Below are 11638 nucleotides of genomic sequence, written 5' to 3'. Positions count from 1 at the left end.
CAAAATGCCATCCGGACCACCGTCCGGCTCGTCCCGGCAGCGATGCCGGATTGCCAAGCCTCAGTCGCGCTGATTGCGTCGACCGAGCGCCTCTTCCCAGGCCAGCGCCGTCGCGACGCTGAAATCGAGATCGTCATGCTCCGGCTTCCACCCCAGCGTGGTGCGCGCACGTGTCGAATTTGCGACCACGGCGGGAACATCGCCGGGACGGCGCTCCCGCTCGATCACCCGAAACTCGCGGCCGGAGACGCGACGCACCGATTCCAGCACCTCGCGCACCGAATAGCCGTGGCCATAACCGCAATTGGCGACCAGGCTGTCGCCGCCGGCGCGCAGATAGGCGAGCGCGTCGGCGTGGGCGTTGGCCAGGTCCGAAACATGGATGTAATCGCGTACGCAGGTGCCGTCCGGCGTGTCGTAGTCGGTGCCGAAGAGCTCGATCTCGTCGCGCTTGCCGAGCGCGGTTTCGCTGGCGACCTTGATCAGATGCGTCGCGCCCTTGGTCGACTGGCCGGTACGGCCGCGCGGATCTGCGCCGGCGACATTGAAATAGCGCAGCGCGACATAGCGGAAGTCATGCGCGCGCGCCGCGTCCTCGAGCATCATTTCGGTCATCAGCTTCGAGCGGCCATAGGGCGACTGCGGCACGGTCGCAGCACTCTCCAGCACCGGCTCGGTTCCCGTGTCGCCATAGACGGCGGCAGTTGAGGAAAAGATGAAGTGGCGCACGCCGGCGCGAATCACCGCCGCCATCAGGGCGCGGGATTTGACGGTGTTGTTGAGATAGTAGCCGAGCGGATCGGAAACGGATTCCGGCACCACGATCGATCCGGCGAAATGGATGACGGCGTCGATGGCATGCTCGGCCACCAGTCGCTCGACCAGCGCCTCGTCGGCAATGTCGCCCTCGACGAAGATGGCTTCGGGTGCGACGGCCCACTGGAAGCCGGTGGACAGGCGATCGAGAACAACCACTGCCTCACCACCGTCAACAAGACGCCACACCATATGGCTACCGATATAGCCCGCACCACCCGTCACCAAGACAGCCACTTCGAAACTCCAAGCAGATTCGTAATGTTAATGAACTATGAATAGGTGAACGAAGTCTTGATGACATTGAAATATTCACCTTTTTCATTAGCGTTCCTGTTAGGATTCTGACGATATGCTGTCCCTATCGATGCATCTGTGAGGCGTCCATGAACCCGAAGATTCGCAAGGCCGTATTTCCCGTCGCCGGTCTTGGCACCCGCTTTCTCCCCGCCACCAAAGCCATGCCGAAGGAAATGCTGACGGTCGTCGATCGTCCGCTGATCCAGTATGCCGTCGATGAGGCGCGCGAAGCCGGCATCGAGCATCTGATTTTCGTCACCGGCCGCAACAAGGCCGTCATCGAGGATCACTTCGACGTCCAGTACGAGCTCGAGGCCACGCTTTCGGGCCGCGGCAAGCAGGAGGCGCTCGATCTCCTGACCAAGGACCTGCCGAAGCCGGGTTCGACCAGCTTTACCCGCCAGCAGGTTCCGCTTGGCCTCGGCCACGCCGTCTGGTGCGCGCGCGAGATGATCGGCAACGAGCCGTTCGCCGTGCTGCTGCCGGACATGCTGATGAAGGGCCAGCCGGGCTGCCTGAAGCAGATGGTCAAGGTCTATGAGGAATGGGGCGGCAACGTCCTCGCCGTCGAGGAATGCGACCCGTCGCAGACCCACCAGTACGGCATCGTCGGCATCGGCGCCGAAGTCGGTGGCCCTGCCTTCCGCATCAATGCGATGGTCGAGAAGCCGAAGCCGGAAGTCGCGCCGTCCAACCTCTACATCAACGGCCGCTACATCCTGCAGCCGCAGATCTTCGACCTGCTCTCGAAGCAGGAGAAGGGCGCCGGCAACGAGATCCAGCTGACCGACGCCATGCTGCGCCTGATGGACCGCCAGTACATCTATGGCTGTCGTTTCGACGGCGAGACGTATGATTGCGGCAACAAGGTCGGCTTCCTCGCCGCCAACGTCGCCTTCGCGCTCGACCGCCCCGATATCGCGGACGAGTTCCGCCCGGAGCTGGAAAAGCTGCTGGCACGCTGAGACAAATGACGAAAGGGCGAGGCGGCCACGCCGCTTCGCCCTTTTTTTGTGCCAGCCGCCAGCTGCTACTCCCGGCCGCCGGCCTTGGTCAGAAGCTCGACCATCGGCTGAAAGCCGCGCTGCCTGGCATGCCGGAGCGGCGTGACGCCTTCGCGGTCCGGCAGAGATGGATCCGCCCCCGCGTCGAGCAGGATCCCGACGATCGCGACGTGGCGCTCGCCGCCGTCGCCAAGCAGAACCGCCTCCAGAAGCGCGGTCCATCCCAGATTGTTGACGTGATCGACCGCCACGCCGGCGTCGATCAAGGTGCGCACGGTATCGACATGCCCGCGCTCGGCCGCCGGGATCAGCGCCGTACCGCCATAGCGGTTGGTGCTCTTCAAATCCGCCCCATGCGTCAGCGTCAGCTTCAGGATCTCCAGATGACCGCGCGCCCCTGCGTAGAGATATGGGCTGTCTTGGATGCGGTCTTTCGCGTTGACGTCGGCGCCGGCCAAGATCAGTTGCCGGGCGATGCCGGCTCGGTTTTCATGGGTGGCGGCGAGAAGCGCCGTTTCACCGTCTGCGTTGCGACCATCGATCGCCACGCCCTCGGCGATCAGCTTCGCAACCGTGGCCTCGTCATTCTGCTCGACGGCGGCGAAGAGAGGTGCGGACGGGGTTTGCGCGGATGCTGTCATGAGGCCAAACGCCATAAAAAGGGTTGCAGCGACGGCGACCGAGCCTTTGGCTGTCGATCGCCTGAAAAATCCGGAAACGGAACGGAACAGCATCGTGGGAAGCACCTCGCGATGACAAAAAACGAGGCCGGCGCAACGCCGGCCGCTGACAGCTTGCACCGTTCGGCAGCCGGAAAGAAGGCGGGCATCGATCCAGCGGAGACACGTCGGCTCGATCGAGGCACAACAGACCTAAAGCTTGCCGATCTTGCGGCTGACTTTTTGCAGATAGCGCGCCCGGCTCTCGGGCGTCGAACTATCCATCTTGTAATGCGCCGTATAGCTGGTCCGGCACAGCGGATGGCAAAGCGTGCGGATGCCGCGCAGTAGAATGCGTCGGCCCGGCTCGCCGACGAATTTCGACAGCATCCAGCTTGCGCCGCAGGTCGTCACGACCGAGAGCTTGCGGATGTTGGTCATGCCCGGTCGCGGACCATGCGTCGCGGTCGGCATCACGAAGGTGACATGCGGCACCCAAACCCGCTCCAGCCAGCCCTTCAGCATGGCCGGCGGGCCATACCACCAGGTCGGATAGACGAAGACGAGGATCTCGCACCATTTGATCAGGGCGAGATGGTCGGCGACCGGCAGTTCGTTGACGCCCGGGTCGTTGTAGACGCGCCGCTCATCGGCCCGCATCACCGGATCAAAGCCGGAGGCATAGAGGTCGAGCAGCTTGACCTCATGACCCGAACGACGAAGCGCCTCGACCGTGATATCACGAAGGGCGGCGCCAAAACTTTCCGGGACGGGATGGGCAAAAACGACAAGCGCGCGCATGGCTTCTAAAAACGTTCCATCTGTTTCGATACGCGTGTCAGAAACGCCGAACGCGTCGCTTCCGTCGAGCGGTTCATGTCGTAATGGGCCAGGTAGGGCACCGAGGCGAGCGGCCGGATCTGGGCGCGCAGGACGCGCTTGACGCTTCGCCGCGGCGGATCGCCGACGACGAGCGCCTTCCAACGCGCGCCGCCATACGTCGCGACGGCGGCGATCTTGCGGATGTGCCGGAGATTGTTGACGGCCTTGCCATCTTCCATCCGGAACGACACGCCGGGCAGGAACACCCGGTCGAAGAAGCCCTTCAGGATCGCCGGAAAGCCGAAATTCCAGACCGGATAGACGAGGATGATCGCCTCCGCCCGCATGACGCGCTCGACATAGCTGTCCACGTTGCGCCTGTTGGCCGCGAGGTCGTGGTAATCGACCCGTTCCTGTCGCGACAGAACCGGATCGAACCCTTCCGCATAGAGGTCGCAATCATCGACCTGGTGCCCCGCCCGCCCCAAAGCCGCCACGACGGCGCCGTGCAGCGCCGCCTGGAAGCTCGTTTCGACGGGATGCGCGTAGAGCACCAGAACGCGCATGTCAGCTCGCTTGCTGCAGACCCGGGAACAGGAAGGTCTTGGTCGACTCGAAGTCGAAATCCGGATCTTCCCAGGCGATCATCTTGCCGGGATTGAGCAGGCCCTTCGGATCGGCCTCGCGCTTGAAGGCAAGCTGGGCAAGGTCGGTCTGCTTCATGCCGCCCTCTTCCAGCGTGTAGCGGTGCGGATTGAAGATCGGGCAGCCATGCTCTTCGTGGATGCGGATGATCTCTTCCAGCCGCGCCTCGGTGGTGTAGCGCACCATCGGCAGGCCCATCGGCGTGATCTTGCCGTCGAAGCGGACGAATTCCAGATGGCCGGGAACCTCATCGCCGAGAAGCTTGGTCAGCGTCTCGATCTTCTCGAGATGATGCGGCGGCGGATACATCGACTGCAGATAGGTGATCGACGGATCGACGCGGATGGCGCGCAGCGTCGTATGGTTCCAGCCGAGCTCATAGGCCGGCGGCAGGCCCTTCAGGTCCTCGGCCGTATCGGAGCGGAAGACGATCTCTCCCTTGGTGCGCGAGGTGAAGGCGACGAAGGCGTCGACCGCATGCGAGGCGAGCGAGATGATCGCCAGCGACTGGCCCGGCTTCAGGAATTTCTGATGGCGCAGGAAGTAGTCGTAGGGGATCGGCGCCGCGACGGTGGCGAGTTCCTTCAGCAGCAGGCCATCGGCATTGCCGAGGCTGTCGGCATAGCGCACCGCGTCCATGTAATCGTCGAAAGCGACCAGCACGTCGACCCAGTCATAGGCGGTGGTCAGCGGCATCTCGACTTCGGTGATGATGCCGTTGGTGCCATAGGCGTGCATCACCTTGTGCAGTTCCCAGCCGGTCAGCTCCAGCACGCGCGGCTCGGCTTCCATGGTGACGACGCGCAGGCGCAGCACGTTGCCGAGGTCGCGAAGTCCGCCCCAGCGGATCGAACCGACACCGCCGGAACCGCCGGCAATGAAGCCGGCGATGGTCGCCGTCTTGGCGGTCGAGGGATGGATGCGCAATTCCTGGCCGGAATGGGCGCGCGTCTCGACATCGAGCTGGGCGACGACGACGCCGGGCTCGGCGATGACGCGGCCGGGATAGATCGCCTTGACCTTGTTCATCTCGGCCAGGTTCAGGATCAGCCCGCCGGAAAGCGGCATGGCCTGGCCGTAATTGCCGGTGCCGGTGCCGCGCGGCGTGACGGGAACGTCATGCTTGTAGGCGGCCTTGAGGATGCGGATCACCTCCGCCTCGTCCTTCGGCGTCACGACCAGATCGGCCGTGACGTGGTCAAGCTGCGCCTTCAGGACGGGCGAGTACCAGAAGAAATCACGGCTCTTCTGCTTCACCAGCGCGGGATTTTCCTCGATGGCGATGCCGTCAAGTTCGGCCTTCAGCGCTTCGAGGTCGTTGCGGAATTGTTGAGCCATGATCAATGTCCAAACAGGGAATCGAGTTCGCGATAATCGGGCAAAGTCCGGTCGATCACTTTGCCATAGCGCAAAACGGTGCGATCGGATTGCGGCCGCGAGAGGAATTCAGACCACGTCCTGCCGCGGAACAGCACCAGATCGGCCGGGTCGCCGACGCGGATGCGGCCGACGTCGGGGCGGCGAAGGATGGCGGCGGGATTGGTCGTCACGACGCGAGCGGCGCCATCGAGCGGATGGTCGAGATGGAGGATCCGAACCGCCTCGCGAAACACCTCGACGGCGTCGAGATCGCCATAGGCATAGAACGGGTCGCGCGTGTTATCGGAGGCGACCGCCGTGCGGATGCCGCGCTCTTCCATCTCGGTCAGAAGCGTGACGCCGCGCCAACGCGGCGTGCGGTCAGGGTGGCGGTCCTGCAGATAGAGATTGCACATCGGCAGCGAGACGACGGCCAGGCCTGCCTCGGCGACAAGATCCATCGTCCGGTCCGCCTCGCCCTCGTCCTGGCAGGCGAGCGAGCAGCAATGGCCGACCGTGACCTGCCCCTCATAGGACGTGCGGATCGCGGCTTCGGCAATCGCCGCCAGCGAGCGGGCGTTCGGGTCGGCGGTTTCATCGACATGCAGATCGATGTCGAAGCCGTTTTCCGACGCCATGGCGAAGAGATGGTCGAGCGCCGTCTCAAGCCCCGGGATCATGTAGGTGAAGCCACCGAGCACGCCGCCATATTGAGCGACCGTTTCGGTAAGGCGATGGCGCACTGTCTCGTCGAGATAGAGTTCGATCGGCGACAGAGCCACACCCTGCAGATCGACGCGGCCCGCCCAGGCGTCGCGCGCCTCGGCAAAGGCCGGCCAGGAAGCGGGGAACTGCGGCGGCACGCAATCGATATGCGTGCGGATCAGCTTCGTGCCGTGCGCATAGGCGCTGCGGAGCGAAAACTCCATCCGCGCCCGCACATCAGCCGTCGTCCAGTTGGCGTTGCGATCTGCGTCGACGGCGGCCAGCGCGTCGGCAAAACTGCCGGTCGGGTTTTCGGCGCGCGCCCAGATGTGGCCCTTGTCGAGATGCGTGTGCATATCGACGAAGCAGGGCCAGACCTGGCCCTCGTCGAGATCGAAGACGGGCAGGTCGGAAACGCTGCCGGCCGGCCGCAGCGCCTCGATCTTGCCGTCCGCCACGACGATGTCGGCAACCATCAGCCCTTCGCCGACATCGATGCCCTCGAAACCGTCGACGGTGACGGAGGGCAACGTCGCATTGGCGAGCACGTAGCGGTCCGTATCCGGGACAGCCGCGAAACCGTTCGTCATCTCAATTCTCCCGCCGGATGGCGCTCTCATGCCAACGGCGCAGAGCCAGATGCGAGATCAGGCTGGTGACGCCATAGATCACGACGCCGGTGCCGCACAGCAGGATCAGGGCGGCGAACAGGCGAGGAATGTTGAGACGGTACTGCGATTCCAGCAGGCGGAAGGCAAGACCGGAGCCGGCACCGGCAGAGCCTGCCGCGAACTCGGCCACGACGGCCGCGATCAGCGCGAGACCACCGGCGATCCGCAGCCCCGCCAGGAAATAGGGCAGAGCGGCCGGCAGCTTCAGGTGGATCATCGTCTGCCAGCGGCTGGCGCCATACAGCTCGAACAGGTTGAGCAGGTTGTGGTCCGTGCTCTTCAGGCCCTGCGTCGTGTTGGACAGCACCGGGAAGAAGGCGACAATCCAGGCACAGATCAGCAGCGCCGACTGGGTCGACGGCGCATAAATGAGAATGAGCGGCGCAATGGCGATGACGGGCGTCACCTGCAGGATCACCATATAGGGCGACAGCGCCAGTTCGATCCATTTCGACGAGGTGAGCAGGATCGCCAGCGCGACACCGCCGACCAGCGCGATACCGAGCGCGGCGAACGTGATCTTCAGCGTCACCAGCAGCGCCATGCCGAGGATCGGCCAGTCCTTGATCAGCGACTGAACCACGAGCTCCGGGCTCGGAAGGATGTATTTCGGGATGTTGTAGGCGGCGACATACCAGGCCCAGAGCCCGATCAGCGCGCCCAGCATGACGAGCGGAATGAGGACGCGCAGCACGCGCTCGCTGACCGGCATGCCCTGCGCGGGAGCGATCGGAGTATCTACGTGCGCAGCGTCCTGCGCGGAGGCCGTCGCAGGGCCTTGATCGATGCTGGTCATAGGTGGTCGGCCGTTCCGATGGCGGAAAGAAGGGATTCCGAAGTCCGGCGGCAATATTCGCCGTAAGCCTGCGAGGTGCGGAAGCCGATGCCGCGCGGATGCGGCGCATCGACTTCGATCTCGTCGATGACGCGGCCCGGACGGGCGGCCATGACGACGATGCGACTCGACAGGTAGACGGATTCGAAAACCGAATGGGTGACGAAGACGATGGTCCAGCCGAACTGTTCCCACAGACGCAGCAGGTCGTCATTGAGCTTCTGGCGGGTGATCTCGTCCAGCGCAGCGAAGGGCTCGTCCATCAGCAGGATGCGCGGGCGGGTGACCAGCGCGCGGGCGATCGAGACGCGCATCTTCATGCCGCCGGAAAGTTCGCGCGGATAGGAATCGACGAACTTGTCGAGCCCGACCATCTCCAGCGCTTCCATCACGCGCGGCCGGGCGGCTTCCTTGGAAATGCCCTTCAGGCGCAGCGGCAGCCAGACATTCTTGAAAACGGTAGCCCAGGGCATCAGCGTCGGTTCCTGGAACACGAAACCGATCTCGCCCTCGCTCTTGTCGTTCGCGGATTTGTCGGCCGGATCCGGCCAGATGATCTTGCCGGAGGACGGTTCACCCAACCCCGCCAGCATCCGGAGCGCCGTCGACTTGCCGCAACCCGAAGGGCCGAGCAGGCTGATGAACTCACCGGTACCGATCGTCAGCGACATGTCCTTCAGCGCGATGGTGCCATTCGAAAAGGTCTTGGAGACATGATCGAGGCGCACGATGGGCCGTCCGGTCGCTGCGGATGGCGGGCTGCTGGTTGCGAGAGACAAGAAATCCGTTTCCTCAACTGCGGGGCGGAACGCGCCACCGTTCAACAACGGCATTGCCGGGACGAGCCCGGCAATGCCTGGAGCCCAAGGGCTCCGTATTTTCGGCCTGGAGCCGAAACGCTCCGTATTCTATCGGTCCGAAGACCTACTTCTTGAGGTCCATTCCGACCTTCTTGCAGACGAACTGCGTCGTATAGAACTTCGACAGGTCGAGGTCAGCCTTGATCACGCCGGCCTTGACCATCTTTTCCTGGAAGTCCTTGACCCGCGCATCGGTCATGCAGCCGATGCCCTTTTCCAGCGTGTCGCCGGAATCGACCAGGCCATATTCCTTCATCGTGGCGATCGAATAGGCGATCTGCTCATCCGTGATTTCCGGATTCTCTTTCTTGATCAGATCGTTGGCAGCCTTGTTGTCGCCGTAGAGATAATTGTTCCAGCCGATGATCGAGGCATCGACGAAGCGCTGCGTGATGTCGGGGTTGGCGGCGACGAATTCCTGCGTGCCTTCGATCAGCGTGCCATAGGTGCTGAAGCCTTCATCGGCGAGCAGGAACAGCTTCGGCTTGAAATCGGCCTGCTTGGCAATCTCGAAGGGCTCGGAGGTGATGTAACCCTGCTGGGCCGACTTCGGATCGGCCAGGAACGGCGCCGGATTGAAGGTGTAGGGCTTGAACTGTTCGTCGCGGAAGCCCGGGAAGGCCGACTTCATCCACTGGAAGTAGGAGGCATAGCCGTCCTTCGACAGCAGCAGCGTGTCGAGCTTGGCCAGGTCGGCGAACGTGTCGACATCGGGATGGGCGATGATGACCTGGGGATCCTTCTGGAAGATCGCAGCGACCTCGACCAGCGGGATTTCCTCGGCGGCGGCCGAGAAGGTCTCGACCATGTTGCCGGCCATGTTGAAGGTGGTCTTGCCGGCCAGCATCAGCTGGCGGTTGGCCGCCTGCGGTCCGCCCTGCACGATCGTGACCTTGAGGCCATGCTTCTCATAGGTGCCGTCGACGACAGCCTGGTAGAAACCGCCATGCTCGGCCTGGGCGAGCCAATTGGTGCCGAAACTGATTTCGTCGAGCGCGAAGGCCTGGCCGGAAAACGCCAATGCCGCTGCGCCGGCCGTCAAACCAATAAACTTCGTCCTGATGGATGTCATAAGCACTCCGCCTTCCCCTTGTCGCGACAGCCCCAGCGGTCGCAGATCTTGTTTTCCCGAACCTGTATGTCGGTCCGTGGCCTTCCTGGCCGAAATCGCGCTTCCCAGTCGCAAGACGCATGCCACGCAGGCGCCTCGTGGCGCTTGCGCGCCTACCCTGGCATGCCTGCCCGATCTCGGACGGTGCTGGCATATTAGGCGACGAGCCCTGCCCAAGATAGCGGCAGACGCCAGGAAATTGAGCGCCTCCCGCGAAACCAAACGACGCACTCTGACGAGAGATATGGCAGGGAACGCGCATGGCTCGTTTCCGATCGGACAAGGTTCGGCGGAACGGATCCGCCCTTGCCTACGGAGCCGTCACACCCCTACCCTTGCCCACAGAACCACGGCTCGTGCCCGCTCGTGGACACTTGCCTGCCGAAGAACTCTCGCCTGCTGTCTTGCCTGCTCATGGACCTGCCCCCGCAAGTCGAACCGGAGTACCCGATCGTGAACCGCCCGCTGATCCCCCAGGACATCCGTCCGCCCTTCGGCCGCTACAGCCACGGCGTCGAGGCGCCGGCCGGCAGCCGGTTCCTCTTCACCTCCGGCCAGCTCGGCATTTCCAGCGACGACAGCGTCCCCGACAGCATCGAGGAGCAGGCCGAAATCTGCTTCGAGAACATCCGCTCGATCCTGGCTGCCGGCGGCATGGAGCTTTCCGACATCGTCCGCCTCAACGCCTTCGTCACCAAGCGCGAAGACATGCGTCGCTACATGAACGTGCGCGACCGTTTTGTCACCGATCCCCTTCCCGCCTCGACGCTCTACATCGTGACCGGCTTCACCCGGCCGGAATTTTTGGTCGAGATCGAGGCTGTTGCCGCCAAGGTGGATTGACGCTTAACCGGACGAACGCGAAACCCGGATCAACACCCCACCCGGTCGCCCCTCCCCGCAAGGCAGAGGGCGCCGACAGCGAACCATCTGAAAGAACGAGACGACATGACCCTTCCCCGCCCCTATTGGCACGAGATGCAGGCCCCGGCTTTCCAGGGCGGCGAAAAGGATTGGATCGCGATCCTGCCTGTCTGCGCCATCGAGCAGCACGGCCCGCATCTGCCTGTTTTCACCGATGCCTGCATCGGCGAAGGCATGATGAAGCGCGTCGTCGAGCTGCTGCCCGAAGGCCTGCCGGCGACCTTCCTGCCGGTGCAATCGATCGGCAAGTCGAACGAGCACATCTCCTCGCCCGGCACGCTTACCTTCTCATGGGAAACCCTGATCAGGATGTGGCTGGAGATCGGCGACAGCATCGCGCGCGCCGGCGTCCGCAAGCTGGTCCTGGTCACCTCGCATGGCGGCAATGTGCCGGCTTGCGAGATCATCGCCCGCGAATTGCGCATCAAGCACGAGATGCTGGTCGTCAACACCGGCTGGACCGCCGTCGGCGAGCCGGAGGGCATGGTGCCGGAAGAGGAATATCTCTACGGCATCCATGGCGGCGACGTCGAAACCTCGATCATGCTGCATTTCCGGCCGGATCTGGTCGACATGTCCAAATCGGAGGATTTCCGCTCGTCTCAGCTCGACCTGCTGAAGGAATTCAAGCGGCTGCGTTTCCATGGCGCGCCGGCCCGCGCCGCCTGGAAGGCGCAGGACCTGAACCCGAAGGGCGCCGTCGGCAACGCCTCGCGCGCCACCGCCGAACGCGGCCGCCAGATGGTCGACTACCAGGCGAAGGCCTTTGTCGAGCTGCTGGAGGAAATGGCCCGTTTCGACCTCGGCCGTCTCTGGAAGGCTCCTGCCTGATTTAACGAAAATCGACTGAAAACGCTTGGGCATGCTGGCCGACTGTTGCTAGCATGCCCCGGCATCGCGACAGCATCTGCCTGAGCGTATGTCCGG

At 63.5% G+C, this 11638-nt stretch carries 12 protein-coding genes; 3 read left to right on the top strand and 9 right to left on the bottom strand.

The genetic code is table 11. The features are described from left to right. Positions 1–60: 60 nt before the first annotated feature. Complete coding sequence (galE, locus tag OSH12_RS17250) at positions 61–1053, bottom strand: UDP-glucose 4-epimerase GalE (RefSeq protein ID WP_266344837.1); 993 nt, start codon at positions 1051–1053, stop codon at positions 61–63. A 149-nt stretch (positions 1054–1202) separates the two neighbouring features. Between galE and galU the strand changes: the two genes are divergently transcribed. Then, on the top strand, positions 1203–2081 hold the full coding sequence (gene galU, locus OSH12_RS17245; RefSeq protein ID WP_266344836.1) for a UTP--glucose-1-phosphate uridylyltransferase GalU: 879 nt from the start codon (positions 1203–1205) through the stop codon (positions 2079–2081). 65 nt (positions 2082–2146) lie between these two features. Here galU and OSH12_RS17240 read toward each other — a convergent pair whose 3' ends face one another. From OSH12_RS17240 to OSH12_RS17205, 8 genes are all read right to left on the bottom strand, one after another. Continuing rightward, complete coding sequence (locus OSH12_RS17240; protein WP_266344835.1) at positions 2147–2761, bottom strand: ankyrin repeat domain-containing protein; 615 nt, start codon at positions 2759–2761, stop codon at positions 2147–2149. A 231-nt stretch (positions 2762–2992) separates the two neighbouring features. After that, positions 2993–3580: an NAD(P)H-dependent oxidoreductase gene (locus OSH12_RS17235; protein WP_266344834.1), complete on the bottom strand. Its 588-nt coding sequence runs from the start codon at positions 3578–3580 to the stop codon at positions 2993–2995. Positions 3581–3585: 5 nt separating this feature from the next. After that, on the bottom strand, positions 3586–4167 hold the full coding sequence (locus tag OSH12_RS17230) for an NAD(P)H-dependent oxidoreductase (protein WP_266344833.1): 582 nt from the start codon (positions 4165–4167) through the stop codon (positions 3586–3588). 1 nt (position 4168) lies between these two features. Then, positions 4169–5584 carry an FAD-binding oxidoreductase gene (locus OSH12_RS17225; RefSeq protein WP_266344832.1) on the bottom strand — a complete coding sequence of 472 codons (1416 nt, stop codon included), beginning with the start codon at positions 5582–5584 and terminating at the stop codon, positions 4169–4171. A gap of 2 nt (positions 5585–5586) precedes the next feature. Continuing rightward, the gene (locus OSH12_RS17220; protein ID WP_266344831.1) at positions 5587–6900 is read right to left on the bottom strand and encodes a cytosine deaminase; all 1314 of its coding nucleotides are present in this window, start codon (positions 6898–6900) and stop codon (positions 5587–5589) included. Position 6901: 1 nt separating this feature from the next. After that, a complete protein-coding gene (locus OSH12_RS17215) occupies positions 6902–7693 on the bottom strand; it encodes an ABC transporter permease (protein WP_266345042.1) in 792 nt (263 codons plus the stop codon). A gap of 80 nt (positions 7694–7773) precedes the next feature. Beyond that, positions 7774–8595 carry an ABC transporter ATP-binding protein gene (locus OSH12_RS17210; RefSeq protein WP_266344830.1) on the bottom strand — a complete coding sequence of 274 codons (822 nt, stop codon included), beginning with the start codon at positions 8593–8595 and terminating at the stop codon, positions 7774–7776. 145 nt (positions 8596–8740) lie between these two features. After that, positions 8741–9748 carry an ABC transporter substrate-binding protein gene (locus OSH12_RS17205; RefSeq protein WP_266344829.1) on the bottom strand — a complete coding sequence of 336 codons (1008 nt, stop codon included), beginning with the start codon at positions 9746–9748 and terminating at the stop codon, positions 8741–8743. A gap of 492 nt (positions 9749–10240) precedes the next feature. Between OSH12_RS17205 and OSH12_RS17200 the strand changes: the two genes are divergently transcribed. Both OSH12_RS17200 and OSH12_RS17195 read left to right on the top strand, forming a co-directional pair. Continuing rightward, positions 10241–10630, top strand: coding sequence for a RidA family protein (locus OSH12_RS17200; RefSeq protein WP_266344828.1), 390 nt, complete (start codon positions 10241–10243; stop codon positions 10628–10630). A 105-nt stretch (positions 10631–10735) separates the two neighbouring features. Continuing rightward, entirely contained in the window at positions 10736–11542 is an 807-nt protein-coding gene (locus tag OSH12_RS17195) for a creatininase family protein (RefSeq protein WP_266344827.1), read from the top strand. The last annotated feature ends 96 nt before the right edge of the window (positions 11543–11638 follow it).

Source organism: Kaistia terrae (genome assembly GCF_026344005.1).
GTDB classification, from domain to species: Bacteria; Pseudomonadota; Alphaproteobacteria; order Rhizobiales; family Kaistiaceae; genus Kaistia; species Kaistia terrae.
The sequence above is the reverse complement of the archived record's forward strand: the minus strand, read 5'-3'. Positions and strand labels throughout refer to the sequence as shown.

What these genes read in the sequence shown, in the direction of transcription:
- galU (WP_266344836.1), top strand. Translation starts at nt 1,203, where the DNA reads ATGAACCCGAAGATTCGCAAGGCCGTATTTCCCGTCGCCGGTCTTGGC.
- OSH12_RS17240 (WP_266344835.1), bottom strand. Translation starts at nt 2,761, where the DNA reads ATGACAGCATCCGCGCAAACCCCGTCCGCACCTCTCTTCGCCGCCGTC.
- OSH12_RS17235 (WP_266344834.1), bottom strand. Translation starts at nt 3,580, where the DNA reads ATGCGCGCGCTTGTCGTTTTTGCCCATCCCGTCCCGGAAAGTTTTGGC.
- OSH12_RS17230 (WP_266344833.1), bottom strand. Translation starts at nt 4,167, where the DNA reads ATGCGCGTTCTGGTGCTCTACGCGCATCCCGTCGAAACGAGCTTCCAG.
- OSH12_RS17225 (WP_266344832.1), bottom strand. Translation starts at nt 5,584, where the DNA reads ATGGCTCAACAATTCCGCAACGACCTCGAAGCGCTGAAGGCCGAACTT.
- OSH12_RS17220 (WP_266344831.1), bottom strand. Translation starts at nt 6,900, where the DNA reads ATGACGAACGGTTTCGCGGCTGTCCCGGATACGGACCGCTACGTGCTC.
- OSH12_RS17215 (WP_266345042.1), bottom strand. Translation starts at nt 7,693, where the DNA reads ATGCCGGTCAGCGAGCGCGTGCTGCGCGTCCTCATTCCGCTCGTCATG.
- OSH12_RS17205 (WP_266344829.1), bottom strand. Translation starts at nt 9,748, where the DNA reads ATGACATCCATCAGGACGAAGTTTATTGGTTTGACGGCCGGCGCAGCG.
- OSH12_RS17195 (WP_266344827.1), top strand. Translation starts at nt 10,736, where the DNA reads ATGACCCTTCCCCGCCCCTATTGGCACGAGATGCAGGCCCCGGCTTTC.